Origin of the sequence: Limnobaculum xujianqingii, from assembly GCF_013394855.1 — a bacterium.
GTDB lineage: Bacteria > Pseudomonadota > Gammaproteobacteria > Enterobacterales > Enterobacteriaceae > Limnobaculum > Limnobaculum xujianqingii.
On the sequence record NZ_JABMLK010000001.1, the window covers coordinates 1089404 to 1112746 of the forward strand.

Genomic DNA, 23343 nt, shown 5'->3' on the forward strand with positions numbered 1-23343 from the left:
CTCAAATAACTGGATTTACCGAAGCACCACGACCAATACCATAATAGGTAAATCCTCTTTGAGCCATGCGTTCTGGTTCATAGAGGTTACGCCCATCAAATATCGCGGCATGCTTCAATGTTGCTTTAATAAGATCAAAGTCAGGGGCCCGGAAGTTTTGCCACTCGGTACAAATAATCAAAGCATCTGCACCCTGCAGCGCTGCTTCTTTCGTACCCATTAATGCCAAATCAGATCGGGTACCATAGATACGTTGAGTCTCTTCCATCGCTTCAGGATCAAATGCCTGAACCTTAGCACCCGCTTCCCACAGCGACTCCATTAATACCCGACTGGACGATTCACGCATATCGTCAGTATTCGGTTTAAAAGATAGACCCCAAAGAGCAAAGGTACGCCCTTTCAGATCGCCATTAAAATGACGTTGAATAAAACTAAAAAGCTTGTGTTTTTGTTTGGCATTAACAGCTTCAACCGCTTGTAATAATACGGGTTGATAACCAATGTGTTCCGCAGTGCGGATTAATGCCTGCACATCTTTAGGAAAACAGGAGCCACCATAACCACAACCAGGATAAATAAAGTGATAACCAATACGTGAATCAGAACCAATACCCTGACGAACTTTTTCTATATCTGCACCCAACAACTCAGCCAGATTGGACATTTCATTCATAAAGCTGATTTTTGTAGCCAACATACAGTTAGCTGCATACTTTGTTAGTTCAGCACTGCGAATATCCATAATAACCATTCTGTCGTGGTTACGATTAAATGGGCCATAAAGCTCACGCATCAAATCCAATACTTGGTTATTATCAGTTCCAATAATAATACGCTCCGGCTTCATACAGTCAGATACCGCTGCGCCTTCTTTAAGAAACTCCGGATTTGAAACCACATCAAACGGCAAATTAGCCTGACGACGAGCAAGTGTATCCATAACCACTGATTTAACTTTATCGGCAGTACCAACGGGTACCGTTGATTTATCGATAATGACTTTATAGCTGGTCATATGTTCCGCAATAGTACGAGCTACCGCAGTAACATATTTTAAATCAGCAGAACCATCTTCATCCGGAGGCGTACCAACCGCAATAAACTGGATTTCACCGTGAGCCACACCCGCTTTCGCATCGGTAGTGAACGTTAATCGCCCTGCTTCATAATTCTCTTTTACCAGCGGCGTTAATCCGGGTTCAAAGATAGGAATAACACCTTTCTTAAGATTGGCTACTTTCGTTTCGTCAACATCGATACACATAACATCATGACCGACTTCTGCCAGTACGGCAGCCTGTACTAATCCTACATAACCAATACCAAAAACTGTGACTTTCATCTTTTATTGTCCAAATTATAGTGATTAACCTTTAGCGGGAAGCTGAAGCTGTTGCAGCCATGAGCCAAACTCTGCACCTAACCCTGCATGGCGCAAACCATACTCAACAAATGCCTGCATATAGCCCATTTTATTACCACAATCATGGCTGCGGCCTCGAATATGATAGGCATCAACAGGTTCAGACTCCATCAGCATTGCAATAGCATCTGTTAATTGGATCTCATCACCAGCACCTGGTGGAATACGGGATAATAATGGCCAGATATCGGCAGATAATACATAACGTCCAACAATTGACAGATTAGATGGTGCTTCAGCAACGCTAGGCTTTTCTACAACGTTAACGATAGGCGCACTCTCACCAGAGGTAAGACCATAACCATTGCAGTCAACAATACCATAATCACTAACCTCATTAATTGGAACAGGCTCAACCATAATCTGACTATGGCCTGTTACTTCATAACGATTTAACATCTCACTGAGATTATCTTTCTTAAGATTTGACTCATATTCATCAATAATGACATCGGGTAACACCACCGCAAAAGGCTCATCTCCAATTAAAGGATGTGCACACATAATGGCATGCCCCAGTCCTTTAGCCAGCCCCTGACGGACATGCATTATTGTCACATTATTAGGACATATAGATTGAACTTCATTCAAGAGTTGGCGTTTAACCCGACGCTCTAAAATAGCTTCCAATTCAAAGCTGGTATCAAAGTGGTTTTCTATAGAGTTTTTGGATGAGTGGGTAACCAGAACAATATGGTTAATACCTGCAGCAATACATTCATTAACTACATATTGGATCAAAGGCTTATCTACCAGCGGTAGCATCTCTTTCGGAATCGCTTTGGTTGCAGGCAACATGCGGGTGCCCAGTCCGGCAACAGGAATGATTGCTTTTCTTACTTTAGGCTGTATAGCTGACATAAATTATGTTCTCACTATGTACAAATATCGCTTATTAATACGATATTCAGTTAGTTAATATAGCGTTCTCCATTGCCCATAAATGAAATAGATTAAACTTTAAACGCGCCATCAACCTGGCACATCTAAGGCATACTATTCTGAGCAAATTATGGCGAGAGTATATCAGCTAAGAGACCATTCTCCGATATCATTCATCGGTCAATCCAATAACAAATGTTAATCAACAGGTTTAAAGCGTTGCACTCAGTTGCAAGCGACCACCGCTTCCTTTTATATGGCAAATCCACCGTTCCGCAACCAAACTAGTCTGGCTGGGATAAAGTGTTTGTAAGGTCCCCATGGGAACGCTGTCGTCTAACTCATATTTACGATCGTTAGCTTCGATACTGACGTGCAACCCGGCAGAAACGATTAATAACTTTTGTTTTGGCGCATGGTAATAGCCAGCAAGGAAAGGAAACTGCCCCTCCAGATAAGACTGATGTAGCAGTTGGTTAATGCGGTTTAAAATAGTAGACATTTGCGGTAATGCTTCATCTTGCTCAGCTAAATGTTCCTGCAATAGATTATTAAACAAAGCTCTTAGCATTAATGCTGCCAGTACACCTTTATTTTCCGATCGCGAAATATCGAGGCAATAAAAAGCAAAATCATGTTCAGACAACGCAGCAATATCAAACACAATTCCCGGTTTCTCCGCCAATGTCAGTTGGCGATAGTTAATTTTACAACCAGCAAGAGTTTGCTGGGCCGGAGGCTGAAGTTGTTTAAGTAACTGCACTGCCTCCTGAGGTTTTTCGCTAAGATCGGTCCAGTCGGCCAGCATAGCTAGCTCTTCGCTGGCAGGTGAAGAAAATAAATAAGGATAAAAGCTGGACAATAGCGCATCGCGCAAATGGTTCAAATCAGTAATAGGTTTGAGCAAAACATCCTGAACGCCGAGACGCAGCATCTTATCAACGTCAGTGATTTTTTCCGTTGCTGAAATAACAATCACTGGAATTTGGCAGCCTTGATGACGTAAGCGGTCAACTAACGTTATGCCGTCCATATTTGGCATATTCAAATCGCAAATCATTAATTCTGGCTGAAATTGTGCAACGTAGGTTAACGCCTGTTCGCCATCTTCAGCTTCGCCAATTATTGCACCTAATGAGGTTAAATATCCCGCCAGCATTGAACGGAATACCGCATCATCTTCAACAAGGAGTATATGTCTATTGGCTAAAGGGGGTGTCATTGTAAACTTCCATGCTTTCTGTTTATTATATTTTGGTTCAAATTTGGCACTTGTGCCTGTAAAAGTATCAATTATTCTTGTCAATTTATCTTGCCGCAACGCTAACTATTTATAAACGCGTTGTCAGCATAGTGGAGTTAATATTGTTCAAACTATGTCCATGCGGTAGCTTAAAGGAGTTTTCCGTATGCTGCCACCCATTGATTTCTGGTCAAACCATTGCTTCAACCGCGCTTGAGTTAATGAAATCACGCTATAGTGCTTATGTGAGTCATGATGTCGAATATTTGGTCGCCACATGGCATCCTGATTTCCGGTCACCAGATCTGGCTGAATCCATCACCCACAGTTTTGAACATACCCAATGGCTTGGATTAAATATTGTTGCAACAGCAGAACATGGCAACGAAAGCTATGTTGAGTTTGTTGCTAAATATCTTGATACTCAAACACAGCAACAACATGCACTCCACGAACGTTCTCATTTTATTAAACTGCACGGAAGCTGGTATTATACTTCTGGCATTAAACCTCAGGTTGGCCGTAATGATCTATGTCCCTGTGGTTCAATGAAAAAATATAAAAAATGTTGTGGGAAATAACTGAATAAAATTATTCGTTATGCTGAATAACGATTTATCCCATAATGATAAGTAATAGCAAATACATCAAAAGGTTAAGTACGCCATGCAAAAAAAAATACTCCGTACGATTTGTCCTGATGCTAAAGGCCTGATCGCAAAAATAACTAACATCTGTTACAAACACCAACTGAATATTGTTCAGAATAATGAGTTTGTTGACCACCGCACCGGACGCTTTTTTATGCGTACGGAGCTGGAAGGATTCTTCAATGATGAAACTTTGCTGGCCGATCTTGATGATGCATTACCAGAAGGTTCTGTCCGTGAATTGAATGAAGCGGGAAGACAAAAGATTGTTATTCTGGTCACCAAAGAAGCCCACTGCCTGGGCGATCTTTTGATGAAAAGTGTATATGGCGGGCTTGATGTAGAAATCGCTGCCGTTATCGGCAACCACGATACTTTGCGTACTCTGGTTGAGCGCTTTGATATTCCCTTCCATTTGCTCAGCCATGAAGGGCGGACTCGTGAAGAACATGATAAGCAAGTAGTTGAAATGATTGACAGTATTAATCCGGATTATGTTGTTCTGGCTAAATATATGCGTATTTTAACGCCTGATTTTGTTCGTCATTATCCAAACCGAATTATTAATATTCATCACTCATTCTTACCTGCTTTTATTGGTGCACGCCCTTATCACCAGGCTTACGAGCGCGGAGTTAAGATTATTGGTGCTACCGCTCACTTCGTAAATGATAATTTAGACGAAGGACCAATTATCATGCAGGACGTTATTCATGTGGATCACACATACAGTGCTGAAGACATGATGCGTGCCGGGCGAGATGTTGAAAAAAATGTGCTGAGTCACGGGCTATATCGCGTTCTGGGACAACGAGTTTTTGTTTACGGAAATCGAACCGTTATTCTTTAAACATTCTTCCATAGTACAAAAGGCGATGTTAATGCATCGCCTGTTGATTAAGTTCGAATAATCGACGTTTCATGCTGGAAAAAACAACAAACAATCATTATTTCCACATCAATACTTTACACAGCCGAAGCTTCTGATATGATGCGCGTCCCTGTCATTCATGACAGAGTCAAATATGTATATCCTATGGTGGGATTCCCGAGCGGCCAAAGGGAGCAGACTGTAAATCTGCCGTCACAGACTTCGAAGGTTCGAATCCTTCTCCCACCACCATTTACTCTCTTCGTTTAAACAATAATTTTCACCTCTACCTTGAAGCTCTGACCTAAATAGGCTATACAAGCCCCTTGTTTTATTTTATCAGGGTGTCTCATGCGTAAGAATATATGTGTTTATTGTGGTGCCAGCACCGGAAATAATCCTGCCTATGCCGAAGCGGCGCAACAGCTGGGAATAGCAATCGCTGAACAAGGTCGTCGCCTGATATATGGTGGTGGTAATAAAGGATTGATGGGCATTCTGGCTAATGCGGTATTAGATGCTGGTGGTCAGGTTACCGGTGTTATTCCTGAACGTTTAGTTGAAGCGGAAACGGCTCACCACGGCATTACTGACCTGGAAGTCGTTCCTGACATGCATATTCGTAAAGCACGTATGAGTGAACTGGCGGACGGATTTATCGCTCTACCGGGTGGAATAGGAACGCTTGAAGAACTGTTTGAAGTATGGACCTGGAGCCAAATTGGCTACCACACTAATCCGGTTGGCTTGCTCAACATTCAAAACTTTTATTCTCCAATGAGCCAATTCTTACAGCATGTGGCCGATGAAGGTTTTGTACGCCAGAGCTATCTGAATACCTTGTTAATCAGTGATTCAGCACATGACTTACTTAACCAGTTTGATCAATACCAGCCACATAACCTTAACCGCTGGGCTAAATAGTAGAAATCGTGTCGGGCTATTCAGTCTGAATGGCCTGATAACAATTATTCTCAGTTTCTGTTACCATTAATCCATATTTCTGACAGATAAAAGATCCTTAATCATGAAGTTTATATCATTTAATATCAATGGGCTAAGAGCCCGCCCTCATCAGCTCGCCGCCATTATTGAACAACATCAACCGGATGTTATCGGGCTGCAGGAAACAAAAGTTCATGATGATATGTTTCCCCTTGAAGAAGTCAGCCAGTATGGCTATCACGTCTTTTATCATGGTCAAAAAGGACATTATGGCGTAGCGCTGCTAACCAAAGCGCAGCCTGTAGAAGTCAGAAAGGGATTCCCTACTGATGATGAAGAAGCACAACGCCGCATTATCATGGCAGATATAGAAACGCCTGCAGGCTTACTAACCGTAATCAACGGCTATTTTCCTCAGGGTGAAAGCCGCGATCACGCCATTAAATTCCCGGCTAAACAAAAATTCTATGCGGATCTGCAATCTTATTTAGAAAAACATCTCAATCCGACCAACCCGGTCGTGATCATGGGTGATATGAACATCAGTTCAACCGATTTAGATATTGGTATCGGAGAGGAAAACCGTAAACGTTGGCTACGCACGGGAAAATGTTCTTTCTTACCAGAAGAACGTGAATGGATGGAGAAACTGCTCAATTGGGGATTAGTTGATACTTTCCGTCAGGATCATCAGGAAACCAACGATCGCTTCTCATGGTTTGACTATCGTTCCAGTGGTTTTGATGATAACCGAGGTTTACGTATAGATCTGATACTAGCCAGTCAATCTCTGGCTCCTCTCTGCGTTTCTACCGGTATTGATTACGATATCCGGTCCATGGAGAAGCCATCCGATCACGCTCCTATCTGGGCTGAATTTAAGCTCTGATAATTATTTAGCCAGACCGGTTACGTTAATTGGTCTGGCGCTTCTGTCAGAACAATCAATATGAAAATAGTTAATGTCGTCGCAGCCATTATGCAACAGCAAGGGCGGATCCTGATTGCCCGGCGGGATAACCAAAGCGATTTGGCTGGCTACTGGGAATTTCCCGGAGGGAAGATAGAACAAGATGAAACACCGGTACAGGCTTTAATCAGAGAGTTAGAAGAAGAGTTTAATATTAGCCATATTCAAGTCACTGACTATATTGCTACCAGTACCATTCAACAGCCAGAACGCATTATTCAACTACAAGCCTGGAAAGTGGTGGCCTGGCAAGGTGATATTCACCTACATTGCCATACTGACTTTTGTTGGGTCACACCGGATGAAGCATTATATTACCAGTTAGCCCCTGCAGATATTCCTTTGCTTTTAGCTTATCAACGTACATAACTCTCAGACTAACGATCACTCCTCACTTTTCTTCTTACTGGATTTAGCCCGTTTCTTCTTTGGTTTAACCTCTTCGGCTTCCGTTGTCTGCTGTATATTTTTAAACGCCTGAGGCATTCGATTACGTTTTGCCTGAGCAATTAAATCCTGTAGAGTCACCACCATTGGCTGCATAAAATCCTGATAGCGACACTGCTTTTCACTAATTTGAGTTAGCGTAGATTCCCAGTGAGCTGTCATATCAGGACGAGCCGCAATTTCAGGCAAACAATGAATCAGCGCTCTGCCAGCTTCCGTTGAAATAATTGTCCGCCCTTTCTTTTGTAAAAAACGACGTTTAAACAACAGCTCAATAATACCGGCTCGGGTAGCTTCAGTACCTAACCCATCTGTTGCCCGTAATATCTTCTTTAAATCTTTATCCTGCACAAAACGAGCGATACCCGTCATCGCTGACAGCAAAGAGGCATCGGTAAACGGACGCGGTGGCTGGGTCTGCTTCGCTACCACTTCTCCCTGCTCACACAACAATTCATCGCCTTTATTTACCACCGGCAATGGCGTTCCCTCATTCTCTTCATCACGTTCTTTGCTACCCAACAGCATACGCCAACCAGCCTCAGCCAGAAAACGAGCTTTAGCAATAAATTTGCCACCGGCAATATCCAACTCAATAACACATTTACGATAAACCGCATCCGGGCAAAACTGCATCAAATACTGAAGAGAAACCAGCTGATAGATTTTCTGCTCATCCACAGATAAAGAGACAGATGAACTACGTGCTGTAGGAATAATCGCGTGGTGAGCATCAACTTTTTTATCATCCCAACAGCGATTACGCTTTTCACTATCAACAACGGGTAATGGGAAAATATCAGGCTGATGAATTTCAATTGCTGCTATCACCGCATGACGATCGGCAAAGTGTTCTTCCGGTAAATAGCGACTATCAGAACGAGGATAGGTAATTAGCTTATGGGTTTCATAAAGCCGCTGGCAGAGATCCAACACTTGCTGTGCGCTAAAGCCAAAACGTTTAGCCGCCTCAATCTGCAAAGCTGAAAGCGAGAAAGGCAACGGTGCCACATCATTCTCCCGCTTATCATTATATTCCGTAACTAAAGCGGGTTGACCGGTAATACGCTTAACCACATGCTCCGCTAAACTGCGATTAAGCAATCGCCCTTCTTCATCCTGGAAAGACTCACAAGAGTCGCTAGGCTGCCAGATAGCTGTAAAACGTTCTTCTGCCGGAGTAACGATATGCGCTTTTACTTCAAAAAAATCTTTTGGGACGAAATTTTCAATTTCTTCATCCCGACGAACTACCAGGCCTAACACCGGGGTTTGTACTCTGCCAACAGACAGTACGCCGTTATATCCGGCATTACGGCCCAAAATCGTATAGGCTCTGGTCATATTGATACCGTACAGCCAATCTGCCCGGGCTCGCGCTAAAGCAGAAACGCAGAGTGGAATAAATTCCCGATTATCCCTTAATTTATCAATGGCTCGCGTTACGGCCTGCGGGTTAAGGTCATTGATCAGACAACGACGTACCTGTTGGCGTTTCCCAGCATCAAGTTCGAGATAATCCAGAACTTCATCAACTAACAGTTGCCCCTCGCGGTCCGGGTCTCCTGCGTGTACCACTTCATTAGCTTCCGTAAGCAGCCGCTTAATCACATTCAACTGTTTGGTTACTGAATCTCTCGGCTTTAGTTGCCACTTTTCAGGAATAATGGGTAAATCAGAAAGCGACCAGCGCGCATAGCGAGCGTCATATTGATCGGGCTGAGCTTGTTCCAGTAAGTGCCCAACGCACCAGGTCACGACCTGATCGTTGCCACAAACAATAAAACCATCCTGACGTTTATGTGGTTTTGGCAGTACATCTGCAATAGCCCGTGCCAGACTCGGTTTTTCGGCAATGAATAAACGCATCAGTGGTTATCATTCAACAAAAAATCACGGACAGCGTTATAATCTCCCCGGAAAATAATACGATCGGATTTTTTACTTAATTGATAGCTATACATAGGGTCATAATACTCAATTAACAGCGGTACCAGCCAGTTTTCATGTTTATCACTGCCCTGTCCCATCTGTTGATGATGTAACGCACTATCCAGCTCATTCAGCAGTGCCTGATAACGTTCCATTCCTAAGCGTTTACGAATCGCAAACAGACCATGATGAAGATAGTGACTAAAACGCACCCATCCATCATCTTCGCCATATTGTTGCTGAAACCCAGCGCTCATAGTATTGATATACTCTTCCTTCAAACGCAACAGGCGTAGTTCAAAAGGATCTTCAATAACCACTAAACTCGCCGTTTGCATTGATTCATAGATTTCCAGCGGCACATGGTTAGAACCAATAGTTTTACCCTCATCTTCAACCACCCAGCGGCATATACCCTGATGTTGTTTTTTTAATAAAGAGACGGCAACCCGGTTCTCAAAATTTATCTGGGTACTTTGATTTTCCAGTGTTCTCCCAAAGGAAGACCCCCGATGTTTGGCTGCTCCCTCTAAATCGATACCAAAGGGTAACTCCGTTACTAAGCGGGTTTTACCACTGCCGGTATTTCCACCAATCACCTTCAGCGGCATAGTAGCAACTTTCTGATTTACGCTTATCAGAAAATTACGCATTGCTTTATATCCACCTTTTACCAGCGGATATTCAACACCAGCTTGCCTCAGCCACTGTTGAGTTATATGAGAGCGTAAGCCGCCGCGCAGGCAATATAAGAATCCCTGGGGATACTGCTGACAAAAGGTTCGCCATTGGGCAATTCGCTGTTCACGAGCATCACCACTGACCAATTGCTCACCCAACTCAATCGCTGCTTTTTGTCCCTGCTGTTTATAGCAAATACCAACCGCGTGGCGCTCTTCATCCATCATTAGTGGCAAATTGGTCGCACAAGCAAACGCACCCTGAGCAAACTCGACTGGGGCGCGTACATCAATCAATGGAATGTCATGAAGAAATATCTGCTGATAATCAGCACTACTGTTGGCGGACATTAACTAACCTCAATCAATGGGCGGCCTTGTTGAGGAACAAACAACTCGCCAATTGCTGTTAATGTAATTTGGTACTGTTCGGCAATTTTCTGTACTTCAGCTTCAGCCTCCGCAGTAACCGCGATTAACAGGCCACCTGAAGTTTGCGGATCGCACAGCAAGTTACGCTGTAAGTCAGTCAATGAACCAATAAGATGTCCGTAACTATCAAAGTTACGTTGCGTTCCTCCCGGAACACAGCCTTCGGCAATATACTGCTCCACATCCGGTAATTTTGGCACTGCATCAAACCAGATATTGGCTTGTAATCCTGAGCCCTGACATATTTCACTTAAATGACCCAGCAATCCAAAACCGGTCACGTCGGTCATCGCCGTTACGCCTTCAACTTTAGCAAACTCTGCACCGGGCTTATTCAACTGACACATGGTTTCAGTTGCTATTCCCTGATGTTGTGGCAACAGCTTACTTTTCTTCTCTGCGGTAGTCAGTACACCAATACCTAATGGTTTTGTGAGGAATAACTTGCATCCGGCGGTTGCCGCGCTGTTTTTCTTAATTTGTTCGGTACTTACCATACCGGTAACAGCCAGACCAAAAATCGGCTCAGGGGCATCAATTGAGTGACCACCAGCCAGTGCTATACCCGCCTGCTGGCAAACATAACGACCACCGTCGATAACTTTCTGGGCAATTTCAGGAGCCAGTTTATCGATTGGCCAGCCAAGAATAGCAATCGCCATAATAGGTTTGCCACCCATGGCATAAATATCACTGATGGCATTGGTTGCCGCAATGCGGCCAAAATCAAAAGGATCGTCAACAATCGGCATAAAAAAATCAGTGGTACTGATAATACCGATACCGTTACCAATATCATAAACCGCTGCGTCATCGCGGGTTTCATTGCCAACTAGCAGATGAGGATCGATAAACTTCTCTTGCTCAGAATGCAGGATCGTTTCCAGTACTTTTGGGGAAATTTTGCAGCCACAACCGGCACCATGACTGTACTGAGTTAAACGAACATTTTGCTCTGACATATATCAATTCCTCTTTTCGGCCTGAGTGGCAAACGGAGATCAAGCGTATATAGTACCGCGACTCGTCACTATTGATAAGTCATACCATGTCGATCGTGGATATATTGCTCAGATTACAGCGTACAGAAAGGGATTAATGCGATGAGATTTCTCGGGTACGCTATTTATACGTACCCGAAAGCGATCGGTCTTAAAAGTAAGAGACAAAAGGTGATGTGTCTGGCGCTTTAACTTTAGCTGGTTGCATCAGTGGTGTTCCTAAATAGAGGAAACCAACAATCATGTCCTGTTCACGGCAACCAAAAGCCTCTCTGACAATCGGGTATTCAGTCCAGAAACCGCTGCGCCAAATTCCACCAAAACCCTGAGCAACTGCAGCCATTTGCATTGCCTGAACCGCACAGCTTGCTGAGGCTATTTGTTCCCAACGAGGGACTTTATGATGTTCCGTGCAATGGGCCACTACCGTAATGATCATTGGGGCCCGAAATGGTCCCTTCTGTGATTTTTCCTGTACTGACTCATCCTGATCGGCATCTACCGCTGCCGCCAGCAACACATCCGCAAACCGACTGCGCGCTTCACCCTCAATAATAATAAAACGCCATGGTTCCAGAGTTCCGTGATCTGGTGCTCTCATACCTGCCCGAATAATGTTTTGCAACGCTTCCCCTTGAGGAGCTGGTTCAGATAAGCGTGAAGCGGAACGGCGGTTAAGTAACAGTTCTAACGAATCCATAAATTCTCCAGACAAACGGGTAATAGCCTATTGTAAGGTTAATTATTTGTTACGAACACAAAAATAACGTAACCAATTGGTTATTTAACACTGACTTTTCTATCATCAGGCTTTAGGATACCTAACAATATTCTTTACCGCTCAATGAATGGAGTATACATGCGGGCACTATGGCAAATTTTTGCAACCATATTTAAATTCTCCTGGCGGGTTATTAATTTTATTCGTCAGGCTGTTTGTAATCTGATTTTCTTCTTTGTTCTGCTGATTGGTTTTGCACTTTACATACAGGTACAAGATTCTACTATTCAGCCAGAAAAAGGGGCATTACTGGTTAATCTCAGCGGCACTGTCGTAGACAGCTTAAGTTCCGATAGCAAATTGCGTCAGTTGGGACAAGAGTTGATTGGCAGCAATAAAGACGTTCAGGAAAATTCACTGTTCGATATTGTGAAACAGATCCGTCAGGCCAAAGACGATGACAAAATTAGTGGAATAGTACTGTCTCTGGGTAATTTCATCGGTGCAGATCAACCTTCCCTGCGTTATATCGGTAAAGCCTTAAAGGAGTTTCGCGATAGCGGAAAACCAATCTATGCCATTGGGGATAGCTACTCCCAAGGGCAATATTATCTGGCCAGCTTTGCCAATAAGATTTATTTATCTCCTCAGGGTTCAGTGCTGTTAACCGGGATTTCCACCAATAATCTCTATTATAAATCGCTACTGGATAAGTTGAAGATCACCACCAATATCTTCCGCGTGGGTACCTATAAATCTGCGGTTGAACCTTTTATCCGCGACAATATGTCCCCGGAAGCTCGCCAGTCCGATAGTCGTTGGGTAAATACGCTCTGGTCCAACTATATGACTGATGTAGCAGCGAACCGTAATATTTCGATTGCAGAGCTCTATCCGGAACCTGCCCAGCTAATTCAGCAATTGAAGGCCAGCGATGGTGATACTGCAGCATTCGCGCTGAAGAGCAAGTTAGTAGATGAAATATCTTCCCGCTCGGCGGTAGAAAAGATGCTGAAAGAGACTTTTGGTTGGGATCAGCAAAATAAGAACTACAACTTTATCAGCATCTATAACTATCAGATGACAGAGTCTGACTTTGAAAGAGCTAAACTACCAGAAATTGCGGTGGTTTTTGCTAATGGCGCTATTGTTGATGGTCCTGAAATGCCTGGCATGGTCGGCGGCGATACCACTGCCAAGCAGTTGCGGGCAGCACGCCTTAACGACAAAATTAAAGCCATTGTTCTTCGGGTAAACAGCCCGGGCGGCAGTGTTACTGCGTCAGAAATGATTCGTTCGGAAGTTCAGGCACTGAAAGAAGCGGGTAAACCGGTTGTCGTTTCTATGGGGGGAATGGCCGCTTCTGGTGGTTATTGGATCTCTACACCTGCGGATTACATCATCTCCAGCCCTAGCACCTTAACTGGCTCTATTGGCATTTTTGGCGTTATCAATACGTTTGAAAACTCGCTGGATGCTATTGGCGTTCATACTGATGGTGTTTCTACATCGCCATTAGCTGATGCAACAATTACTAAAGCATTACCACCACAATTCTCTGAAATGATGCAGCTAACGATTGAGAATGGTTACAGAACCTTTATCAATCTGGTAGCAAAGTCTCGCCATAAAACACCGGCAGAAGTTGACAGCATTGCCCAGGGCAGAGTCTGGATTGGTTCAGATGCTAAATCTAATGGATTAGTCGATCAGCTAGGCGATTTTGACGATGCTATTAAAAAAGCAGTAGAACTTGCCAAACTGAAAGATTATGAAATCAAATGGACGGTTACAGAACCAACCGTCAGAGAAATTTTGTTGGGTCAGGTTTCAGCTTCAGTTAACGCTTTGCTGCCAGAAACAATGAAAATTGAACTCCCTGCACCATTACGTCAGGTCGCAGAGGATATCAATAAGCAACCGGGTTTCTTTGGCAATATGAACGACCCTGGTTATCGTTATATTTACTGTCTAAGCTGTAGCTACACGCAGTAATTATTCTGATTAATATCCCTTTCTTTCAGGCCCGGTTTATTACCGGGCCTTTTTCTATTTATTGAATACATTTTATTCTTCAATTTAATTTTCTATAATCCCCACACTTTCCGATTTATGGTCTGAATTCCCATGCAAAATAAGCAAAAAAAATCGATTTATGTCGCTTATACCGGTGGAACAATTGGTATGTTGCGCTCAGAACACGGATATATCCCTGCTTCCGGCCATTTACAAAAACAGCTGGCACAAATGCCAGAGTTTCATCGCGATGAAATGCCTGCCTTTGTTATTCACGAATATCAGCCTCTAATCGATTCATCAGATATGACACCGCAAGACTGGCAACATATTGCTGATGATATTCAGAAAAATTATCACCTGTATGATGGCTTTGTTATTTTGCACGGCACAGACACCATGGCGTTTACTGCTTCTGCCCTCTCTTTTATGCTGGAGAATTTAGCCAAACCAGTTATCGTAACCGGCTCGCAAATCCCTTTAGCTGAATTAAGATCTGACGGACAAATTAATCTGCTCAATGCGCTGTATGTAGCCGCCAATTACCCAATTAATGAAGTTTGTTTATTCTTTAATAACAAACTGTTTCGCGGTAATCGCACCACAAAAGTTCATGCCGATGGTTTTGACGCCTTTGCTTCACCAAATTATCCCGTCCTACTGGAAGCTGGAATTCATATTAAACGCCTGACAGCACCGGACGCGCTTTCCTGCACTGGTGAGTTAAAAGTGCATGCCATCGCTCCTCAGCCAATTGGTGTTGTTACAATTTATCCGGGAATTTCGGCTGAAATTATTCGTAACTTCTTGCGCCAACCGGTTAAGGCGTTAATTTTGCGCTCATATGGTGTTGGTAATGCTCCACAAGACCCCGATTTATTACAAGAACTGCGCGACTCTGCTGAGCGAGGCATTATTGTGATTAACCTGACTCAATGCCTTTCAGGAAGAGTGAATATGGAGGGTTATGCCACAGGCAATGCATTAGCCCATGCTGGAGTTCTCAGTGGCTTTGATATGACCGTTGAAGCAACATTGACAAAACTGCATTTTTTGTTAAGTCTGGACCTTCCCACTCATCAAATCAGAACGTTAATGCAAAAGAGTCTGCGCGGTGAATTAACGGAAACTGAATAATCATTAAGGGAATTACCATGAAGAAGGCTTTGCTTCTGGTCGATCTGCAAAACGATTTCTGCCTGAATGGCGCCCTTGCTGTTCATGATGGAGATGCAGTTATTGATATTGCTAATCAGGCTATGCGTGCCTTTCATCAACGCGGCTGGCCGGTCATCGCCACGCTGGACTGGCACCCGGAAAATCATAAGAGTTTTGCTGTTAATTCGGGAACTCAACCTGGTGAAGTTGGAACACTAAACGGGCTAATGCAAGTCTGGTGGCCAATACATTGCGTTCAGAATACCTCTGGCTCCTCTCTGCATCCACAGTTAGAACAGCAATATATCAGTCAACGAATTTATAAAGGGCAAGATCCTGAAACCGATAGCTACAGCGCTTTTTTTGATAATGGCAAGCGCTCGGCAACAGAGCTTAATCAATGGCTAAATAGTGAAAACATTCAGCATCTGGTAGTGCTTGGATTAGCGACTGACTATTGCGTAAAATTTACCGTTCTGGATGCTTTAGAGCTAGGTTATCAAACGGAAGTTATTGAAGAAGGATGCCGTGGAGTCAATTTAGCTACGGATGACAGCGAAAAAGCCTTACATGAAATGGCAACCAAAGGTGCCAGAATCATTCAACTCCATGATATATAAATAGCAGATTGAGAAGCGCTGGGAGAATACCCACGCTTCTCAATTCGCTTATTATTTTTTGCATCATTTAGTTTAAATATTCAGCTGAATCGATTTTGTTAATATTCGGATACAATTTAACCGATACTCTTTTCGCCGCTCTGTTCATCAACAAAAACCATTGAGGCTGAATTGATACAATATCGCTTTCCGGTTGGTGGTGGCCCATCAGGAAAAACATGCCCTAAATGTGCATCACAATGATTACAGCGAATTTCAGTACGATGCATATTATGTGAATAATCATCAATATAGCGAACAGCATTTGGACTGATTGCTTCAAAAAAACTCGGCCATCCACAACCTGAATCAAATTTGGTATCGGAGTAAAACAACGGCGAATCACAACATATGCAGTGGTATACTCCCACCTGCTTATTGTGCAAAAGATGCCCGGTAAACGGGGCTTCAGTCCCCCGCTCCTGAGTGACATAGCGTTGAATGTCAGACAATTCTTTGATTTTATTATTCAATGAGTTACTCATTTTCACCTCTAAAAATCAGTGATGATAGAAGATATATTTCAGACCTTTAATTATAACAATAAATTAACAAAACAGCAGATAATTTATCGCTAAAATGGTCATTTCCAGCACTAAAACAGCAATAATTACCCAATTCGTATCGAATGGGGTTATAATTGAAAAATCGGCACCCGATAGACCGCCTGAAAAGCACAAAAATCCAGCAAAACTGCGTCCGTTTCTCACTTGTACTCAGACTTTTTTTTGTGATTGCTGACAATGATTGACACGATTCCGCTTGACGTTTTGCAAGGTTTTTGTAATTTTACTGGCAGGTTTTAAATTCACTTCATTCACTAACAAACAAGCTGGTGGAACAATATGACTATCAAAGTAGGTATTAACGGTTTTGGCCGTATCGGTCGCTTCGTATTCCGTGCTGCACAAGAACGCACTGACATTGAAATCGTTGCAATCAACGACTTGCTCGACGCTGAATACATGGCTTACATGCTGAAGTATGATTCTACACACGGTCGTTTCAAAGGCACCGTTGAAGTGAAAGACGGTCAGTTAATCGTTAATGGTAAGAAAATCCGTGTAACTGCGGAAAGAGATCCAGCAAACCTGAAATGGAACGAAGTTGGCGTTGATGTTGTTGCTGAAGCAACTGGCCTGTTCCTGGATGATGCTACCGCTCGTAAGCACATCACCGCTGGCGCTAAAAAAGTTGTGTTAACTGGCCCATCTAAAGACGATACTCCTATGTTCGTTATGGGCGTGAACGATTCTACCTATGCTGGTCAGGACATCGTTTCTAACGCTTCTTGTACTACTAACTGTCTGGCTCCAGTTGCTAAAGTTCTGCATGACAAATTCGGCATTGTTGAAGCGCTGATGACTACTGTTCACGCAACAACTGCAACTCAGAAAACTGTTGATGGCCCGTCTCATAAAGACTGGCGCGGCGGTCGCGGTGCAGCTCAAAACATCATCCCTTCTTCTACCGGCGCAGCTAAAGCTGTAGGTAAAGTCATTCCTTCACTGAACGGTAAGTTAACCGGTATGTCTTTCCGTGTTCCAACTCCAGATGTATCTGTAGTTGACTTAACTGCTCGTTTAGACAAAGCAGCTTCTTACAAAGATATCTGTGAAGCAATGAAATCTGCTTCTGAAGGTGCTCTGAAAGGCATTCTGGGTTACACCGAAGATGACGTTGTTTCTACTGACTTCCTGGGCGAAAAATGCACTTCTGTGTTTGATGCCAAAGCAGGTATCTCTCTGAACGACCACTTCGTGAAAGTTGTTGCCTGGTACGATAACGAAATCGGTTATTCAAACAAAGTATTAGACCTGATTGCTCACGTTTCTAAATAAGAGACATCAATCGTTCTGATTCAAGAGGGCAGCGTATTCGCTGCCCTTTTTATTAGCACCATTTCAAGTTGTAAATTAGCTATGATTAGAAGGGCAACGCTATGTCAGACTTTCTCTTTTCATTACCAATAGAACAGCAATTAACTCCCTATTTAACCCTACGTAAAAAAGACGAATTAGCCATTATTGTGGTTAATCACCCTAAAGCCAGAGGCGCTATCGCACTACAAGGTGCCCATCTATTATCATGGCAGCCTAATGGTGAGGAGCCAGTAATTTGGTTAAGTAAAGCCAGCCATTTTAAACAAGGCACTGCAATTCGCGGTGGTATTCCTGTTTGTTGGCCATGGTTTGGTAAAGTAGCCTCCCCTGCTCATGGCTTCGCCAGAAATGAGCTGTGGCAATTAACTGCGTATGATGCAAATGAAGAATCAGTCTGGCTCACCTTCTCTTTAGAAGATAATGAACAAACGCGTCAAATATGGCCTCATTCCTTCTGCCTGATTGCTCGCATTAAGCTGGGTACTACCTGTGAAATTGAGCTGGAGTCGCATGGTGATTACTCAATTACCTCAGCACTCCATACTTACTTTAATATTGCTGATATTTCTCAAATCAGCATATCTGGTTTAGGTTCTCACTACCTTGATACCATAACTGGCACTCAACATGACACCAGCGATAAAACGCTTACTTTTGCCGGCCCGGTGGATCGTGTTTACAGTCAGCCAGAAGCCTTTAGTCTGATTCAGGACCCAGTCTTTGGCCGCAGCATTGAAGTTCATCACCGTAATGCCAGTGATGTTGTGGCATGGAACCCGGCAGCTGAAGGCGCAAGCGGTATGAAAGATATGGAAAATGATGGCTATAAAACTATGGTCTGTGTTGAAACCGCTAATGCCAGTCAGCCTGTTGAGGTACACAGCGATAAGCCGCAATATCTATCAATGACTATCCGCTGTCATAAAAATGAGCCTGCATAACCCATAATTTTGACAAAATAAAACCGGTCAATAAATTGACCGGTTTTATAAAAAGAATACATCTTCCAGTTAGTCGATATTAGAAAGTGTACGTCACACCACCTGCAACAATGGCTGAGTACGATCTATCAACCATTGGGCTATCTTTAACTTCACTGGCCAGACGGGTATAACGACCCGTCGCATAAGTACTCCAGCTATTATTGATCTTATAAGTCGCGGTCAATTCAGCATAAGGAGACCAACTGCTATCGGCTTCATATTTTTCCAGACCACTACGAGCAGATTCTTTACCAGATATACCATAGTAGTAATCATTAAAGTTGCTGCTATACCAAACGGCACCAACTCCCGGAGTAATTTTTAAATCATTCAGTACGAAAGGATGTAAATAGGCAGCATCGGCACGCAGGCCATTACTTTCATCTAACATATCTGCTGAGAATGATGTCCGGATAATACCCCAGTCAGCCGTATGTTTATAGCTAACACCACCCATCATTGTTGAGTCACGATTATCCAGTTTTTTCATCTGACGATCGTCACTTTTACTGGCACGAAAACGCAATGGTGAGTAATAGAGATCCAATGACAGTTGATTCTGACTATCTTTCCAGACATAAGCACCGGCACCAATACCACGAATATAGAAGTGTTCGCCTTCATAAACAATCGTTGGTAAAGGCGATACCTTGTTATCAATGCCTTTATAAGGATACATTTCAACTGCTGCTCCAGCCCCAATAGACCAGGTATCTGCATTAGCAACCGGAACAGCCAGCACGGCACCTAAAATACATGAACTCCAGACAATACGACTTAATTTCATTACTACCCCTGATTTACACAATATCCATAATCAATGAGTGAATAATATTCTCACTACATTGATTTATCATTTAATTCTTTAGTGCTTTTGCTATTTGCACTGCTTCTTGTTGCCAGGCATTAGCCAAAACATGAACTAATTCATCATAACCGTCTTTTTGTAGTGGCAACTCGATATCAAAAGGACGACGAAGAATTTGACTACCATGCTGCAATATCCAATAACCACTAACTACGGCATAACCATCATAGCGGCCGTGAAATCCGTTTACCGTTACGCGCAGTACATCCACATCACTGCTTCCACCAATAGGCTGTGCAGACACAACCCAACCGTTAAGTTGGGCGTTTAAGTTATCGGTTAATGCCTGCTTTAATTGCTGCTCCAGGCTGCTACCCCAGAGATTATTATTGGCTATTGTGTATTTCACATTGCTGGTTTGATAAGCAATGCCGGTTCCACTGAGAAAATCAGCTACGGTTACATTTTCAATCCACAGCTGCTTGCCAGAGTTAACCGCAATAGCAGCCGAACTGGTTTTAGCTGTACTCACCGATGGCAGTTGATAATAGGATACCTGCGGCTGGCTGCTACAGGCGCTCAATAACAGCGCAAGGGTTGCAATAGTCCATTTCATCATTGGTTATTGGCCTTTTTTGGCGTTGGGTCATTAGCACTTGGTGCTTCAAATACCAGTGCGTTACTCTTCTGATTCAGTTTTTGCAATATTGGCTGCAACTCACGCATAACTTGATCCAGACGTTGCATATCTGCAACCATGGTGCTGTATGCCGTTGAGCCAGGCTGAAGCCCTTTCAAACTACGATTTAACTCAGTAAGCGTTTTCTGCATATCTTTCGGCAGGTTGTTAACCTCTTTACTGGACAATATCGCATTCAGATTATTCATCATACTGCGCGTTTCTTTTAAGGTATTAGTCATCTCTGCCAGCATTGGTTCAACCGGCATGTTATTAACTTTATCCAATACCGTCATTAAACGTTTCTGAATTTCGGCCAGTCCACCAGGCATGGTTGGTATCAGTGGATGTCCGTACACCTCTTTCGGTCCTTTCCATGGTTTCGCATCTTTATGGAAATCGAGATCGACAAACAGTGCACCGGTTAGCAGGTTTCCTGATTTCAGCGACGCTCTCAGGCCATTAGCATCTACAGATGACAATAGATGAGCTTTCATATCAAAATCTTTACCAAATCGGTTTTGAATTCGATCCGGTTCAATACGAATTAATACCGGTACATAGTAATTATTATTTGTCATCTTCAATTCCGGCATATAGAACGGAACCTCAGAAACAGTACCAACTCGGATACCCCGGAACTCAACCGGTGCGCCAGGTTGCAAGCCACGAATAGAATCTTCAAAATAGAGTAAGAAATCTTCATGTCGGGTATACAGCGACTCCTGAATGCTCTTTTGATCGGAGTAAAGTTCAAACTCTTCGTTGTCTTTGACCGGATCGCCCTGAGACCAGCCATTAGGTAAATCGAAGCTAATACCTCCAGCCATCAATGTATCCAATGAGGCCATTTCTACCCGAACCCCTTGTGATGACATATCAAACGCAATACCGCTGTCTTGCCAGAAACGAACGTTGCTGGTCACTAATCCACGATAAGCATCCATAATAAACAGGCTGTAACGCATTACCCGTTCTTTAGGATCGAATTCACTGCTCTCTACCGTACCTACACGGAAACCACGAAACAGTACAGGATCGCCAGCGTTCAGACGGCTTGGCTGTTTACTCTCCAGTGAAACACGCAATCCTTTAGTATCGGCTGATGCCAATGGTGCATTCTCTTCCAGCGTGAACTTATCTTGTTCCTGCTTATCATTCCCTGGAAGTAACTCAATATAAGCACCGGAAAGCAGGGTATTCAAACCTGAGACCCCTTCCCGACCAATTTGTGGTTTTACCACCCAAAAGACCGTGCCTTTATTGAGTAGTTTAACCATACCGTCATTCAAACGTGCGGTAATAACCACTTGCTTCAGGTCATCACTCAGGGTAACGCTCTCTACCATACCAATGCCGACGTTACGACTCTTAATTGCCGTTTTACCCGCCTCAATACCCTCTGCATTGGAGGTAATCAGAGTAACAACAGGCCCCTGAGTACTAAAATGGTAAAAAAGGATCCAGGCACCAATCAGTACCGTCACAATCGGAATAATCCACACCGGTGACCAGCGCTTTATTTTTTCAACTTTTGCTACGTCCTGATGACTATCCTGCACGCTCAGGCTCCTTATTGGTTAATCATTTTTTTACGATCCCACAAAAGACGGGGATCAAACATCATAGCCGCAATCATGGTTAGAATAACCACCATAGCAAACAGCACTGCGCCAACATCAGGATAGATGCTCATCAATCGCCCCATTCGAACCAGCGCAGACAAAACCCCTATCACAAATACATCTATCATTGACCATCGACCAACAAACTCAACCACTTCATACAGATAATGCATTTTTTCGCGGTCCAGTTTGTTGCCTGCCTTTCCAGCTCCGGAAGCGTCATAACACAGCCAGCCGATAGCCATTATTTTTAAAGTAGGAACCATAATACTGGCGATAAATATCACTAACGAAACGGGATAGGAACCATCCTCCCAGAGAATAATGACACCAGAAATAATATTGGATGCCATTGGGTTCCCTAAAACTTCGGTCACCATGATAGGCAAGATATTGGCAGGTATGTAAAGCATAATGGATGTCACTAATAATGCGAGAGTCCATTGCAAACTATTGCGGCGCCTGGCATATCCGACGGTATGGCAACGCGGACATTGGTGTTCATCCATAGGTAAAATCGCCATACAGCATGGGCAAGATCTTAACCCTTGCTCCATACCGGACATGCCAAGCCGAGGTGTTTGATGTAACTCCGGTGCCGACTGAATTGATTGCCATAGCCAGTAACGATCCAGGCACTGAAATGCACGTACCTGAAGCAAACAAAACAGACAATAAGGTACAAAACTTGGGCCAATACCAATATCACCATAAGCCATTAATTTTACAAAACTTACTAACACCCCAACCAGAAAGATCTCCACCATACACCAAACTTTGGCAAGATAGATAACCCGTCCCATAATCACTTTCAGCCGATAAGGCAGCCTGACCTTCAGGCACAGCAAAATGATGGCAACCATACAAAATGCCGGGATTAGCTGAACAAAAATAATAAATAATGTCGCCAGACTGGCGTAATCGTCACTCACCATTGCTTCCGGTATTGCCATCAGCTTAATCTGATTGTAGATACCTGAAACTTGCATATTGATGAATGGAAACAGGTTGGCGAAAACCAACATGATGAGTGCACTGATAGCACAACTGACCGGTTGTAAGACAGGTTCTACCCACAGAGCACTTAACGTAGTGTGACAACGTGGGCAAACGGCTTTATCTCCCTGCTTAATCTCAGGAAGTTTGACCATCCAGTCACATTGTGGGCATAACACCAACTTATCGTTAGATTTTTCTACCGTTACTGCATCGCCATGGGTCTGTTTGATATTTACCCGTGGCAGTGATGCATGGGAACAACCCGCATCAGTACACATTACTACCACCTTTTATCATTCAGAAAGAACACCCATTAGCACACTCAAGTATAAT

At 43.4% G+C, this 23343-nt stretch carries 22 protein-coding genes and 1 tRNA gene; 11 read left to right on the forward strand and 12 right to left on the reverse strand.

What is annotated here, in order from left to right; translation table 11 throughout:
- Position 1: 1 nt before the first annotated feature.
- From GOL65_RS05120 to rssB, 3 genes are all read right to left on the reverse strand, one after another.
- Positions 2-1345, reverse strand: a complete 1344-nt coding sequence (locus tag GOL65_RS05120) for a UDP-glucose dehydrogenase family protein (RefSeq protein ID WP_140921135.1) — start codon at positions 1343-1345, stop codon at positions 2-4.
- Between the two features lie 24 nt (positions 1346-1369).
- Positions 1370-2287 carry a UTP--glucose-1-phosphate uridylyltransferase GalU gene (gene galU, locus GOL65_RS05125; protein WP_140921134.1) on the reverse strand — a complete coding sequence of 306 codons (918 nt, stop codon included), beginning with the start codon at positions 2285-2287 and terminating at the stop codon, positions 1370-1372.
- 232 nt (positions 2288-2519) lie between these two features.
- Entirely contained in the window at positions 2520-3530 is a 1011-nt protein-coding gene (gene rssB / locus GOL65_RS05130) for a two-component system response regulator RssB (protein ID WP_140921133.1), read from the reverse strand.
- 143 nt (positions 3531-3673) lie between these two features.
- On the opposite strand from rssB, the gene GOL65_RS05135 reads away from it, so the two are divergent.
- From GOL65_RS05135 to GOL65_RS05160, 6 genes are all read left to right on the forward strand, one after another.
- Complete coding sequence (locus tag GOL65_RS05135; RefSeq protein ID WP_140921132.1) at positions 3674-4132, forward strand: YchJ family metal-binding protein; 459 nt, start codon at positions 3674-3676, stop codon at positions 4130-4132.
- Between the two features lie 85 nt (positions 4133-4217).
- On the forward strand, positions 4218-5051 hold the full coding sequence (gene purU / locus GOL65_RS05140; RefSeq protein ID WP_140921131.1) for a formyltetrahydrofolate deformylase: 834 nt from the start codon (positions 4218-4220) through the stop codon (positions 5049-5051).
- A 188-nt stretch (positions 5052-5239) separates the two neighbouring features.
- Positions 5240-5324, forward strand: a tRNA-Tyr gene (locus tag GOL65_RS05145).
- 99 nt (positions 5325-5423) lie between these two features.
- On the forward strand, positions 5424-5996 hold the full coding sequence (locus GOL65_RS05150) for an LOG family protein (protein WP_140921130.1): 573 nt from the start codon (positions 5424-5426) through the stop codon (positions 5994-5996).
- Positions 5997-6099: 103 nt separating this feature from the next.
- On the forward strand, positions 6100-6906 hold the full coding sequence (gene xthA / locus GOL65_RS05155; protein ID WP_140921129.1) for an exodeoxyribonuclease III: 807 nt from the start codon (positions 6100-6102) through the stop codon (positions 6904-6906).
- A gap of 60 nt (positions 6907-6966) precedes the next feature.
- Positions 6967-7356, forward strand: coding sequence for a pyrimidine (deoxy)nucleoside triphosphate diphosphatase (locus GOL65_RS05160; RefSeq protein ID WP_140921128.1), 390 nt, complete (start codon positions 6967-6969; stop codon positions 7354-7356).
- A 15-nt stretch (positions 7357-7371) separates the two neighbouring features.
- Here the strand turns inward: GOL65_RS05160 and GOL65_RS05165 are convergent, their stop codons facing one another.
- The 4 genes from GOL65_RS05165 to GOL65_RS05180 all read right to left on the reverse strand — a co-directional run bounded on the left by GOL65_RS05165 (position 7372) and on the right by GOL65_RS05180 (position 12179).
- Positions 7372-9303 (reverse strand): DNA topoisomerase III, encoded by a 1932-nt coding sequence (locus GOL65_RS05165; protein WP_179038179.1) that lies wholly within the window; start codon positions 9301-9303, stop codon positions 7372-7374.
- Complete coding sequence (gene mnmH / locus GOL65_RS05170; RefSeq protein WP_140921126.1) at positions 9303-10397, reverse strand: tRNA 2-selenouridine(34) synthase MnmH; 1095 nt, start codon at positions 10395-10397, stop codon at positions 9303-9305. Before mnmH ends, GOL65_RS05165 begins: the two co-directional genes overlap by 1 nt.
- Positions 10397-11440 carry a selenide, water dikinase SelD gene (selD, locus tag GOL65_RS05175; RefSeq protein WP_140921125.1) on the reverse strand — a complete coding sequence of 348 codons (1044 nt, stop codon included), beginning with the start codon at positions 11438-11440 and terminating at the stop codon, positions 10397-10399. Before selD ends, mnmH begins: the two co-directional genes overlap by 1 nt.
- 190 nt (positions 11441-11630) lie before the next feature.
- The gene (locus GOL65_RS05180) at positions 11631-12179 is read right to left on the reverse strand and encodes an NAD(P)H nitroreductase (protein ID WP_140921124.1); all 549 of its coding nucleotides are present in this window, start codon (positions 12177-12179) and stop codon (positions 11631-11633) included.
- A gap of 159 nt (positions 12180-12338) precedes the next feature.
- Between GOL65_RS05180 and sppA the strand changes: the two genes are divergently transcribed.
- The 3 genes from sppA (at position 12339) to pncA (ending at position 15994) form a co-directional block, all read left to right on the forward strand.
- Positions 12339-14195 (forward strand): signal peptide peptidase SppA, encoded by a 1857-nt coding sequence (gene sppA / locus GOL65_RS05185; RefSeq protein WP_140921123.1) that lies wholly within the window; start codon positions 12339-12341, stop codon positions 14193-14195.
- Positions 14196-14327: 132 nt separating this feature from the next.
- On the forward strand, positions 14328-15353 hold the full coding sequence (gene ansA / locus GOL65_RS05190) for an asparaginase (RefSeq protein ID WP_140921122.1): 1026 nt from the start codon (positions 14328-14330) through the stop codon (positions 15351-15353).
- Between the two features lie 17 nt (positions 15354-15370).
- The gene (gene pncA / locus GOL65_RS05195) at positions 15371-15994 is read left to right on the forward strand and encodes a bifunctional nicotinamidase/pyrazinamidase (protein WP_140921121.1); all 624 of its coding nucleotides are present in this window, start codon (positions 15371-15373) and stop codon (positions 15992-15994) included.
- A 116-nt stretch (positions 15995-16110) separates the two neighbouring features.
- On the opposite strand, the gene msrB is transcribed toward pncA, so the two are convergent.
- The gene (gene msrB, locus GOL65_RS05200) at positions 16111-16518 is read right to left on the reverse strand and encodes a peptide-methionine (R)-S-oxide reductase MsrB (RefSeq protein ID WP_140921120.1); all 408 of its coding nucleotides are present in this window, start codon (positions 16516-16518) and stop codon (positions 16111-16113) included.
- A 360-nt stretch (positions 16519-16878) separates the two neighbouring features.
- On the opposite strand from msrB, the gene gapA reads away from it, so the two are divergent.
- Both gapA and GOL65_RS05210 read left to right on the forward strand, forming a co-directional pair.
- Positions 16879-17874, forward strand: a complete 996-nt coding sequence (gapA, locus tag GOL65_RS05205; RefSeq protein WP_130590782.1) for a glyceraldehyde-3-phosphate dehydrogenase — start codon at positions 16879-16881, stop codon at positions 17872-17874.
- Between the two features lie 101 nt (positions 17875-17975).
- Positions 17976-18857, forward strand: a complete 882-nt coding sequence (locus GOL65_RS05210; protein ID WP_140921119.1) for a D-hexose-6-phosphate mutarotase — start codon at positions 17976-17978, stop codon at positions 18855-18857.
- Positions 18858-18936: 79 nt separating this feature from the next.
- Here GOL65_RS05210 and GOL65_RS05215 read toward each other — a convergent pair whose 3' ends face one another.
- The 4 genes from GOL65_RS05215 to pqiA all read right to left on the reverse strand — a co-directional run bounded on the left by GOL65_RS05215 (position 18937) and on the right by pqiA (position 23288).
- Positions 18937-19686, reverse strand: a complete 750-nt coding sequence (locus tag GOL65_RS05215; protein WP_140921118.1) for a MipA/OmpV family protein — start codon at positions 19684-19686, stop codon at positions 18937-18939.
- Positions 19687-19756: 70 nt separating this feature from the next.
- Entirely contained in the window at positions 19757-20326 is a 570-nt protein-coding gene (pqiC, locus tag GOL65_RS05220; RefSeq protein ID WP_140921117.1) for a membrane integrity-associated transporter subunit PqiC, read from the reverse strand.
- Complete coding sequence (gene pqiB / locus GOL65_RS05225; protein ID WP_140921116.1) at positions 20323-21948, reverse strand: intermembrane transport protein PqiB; 1626 nt, start codon at positions 21946-21948, stop codon at positions 20323-20325. The genes pqiC and pqiB overlap by 4 nt, the downstream gene beginning before the upstream one ends.
- 11 nt (positions 21949-21959) lie before the next feature.
- On the reverse strand, positions 21960-23288 hold the full coding sequence (gene pqiA / locus GOL65_RS05230; RefSeq protein WP_140921115.1) for a membrane integrity-associated transporter subunit PqiA: 1329 nt from the start codon (positions 23286-23288) through the stop codon (positions 21960-21962).
- Positions 23289-23343 lie beyond the last annotated feature (55 nt).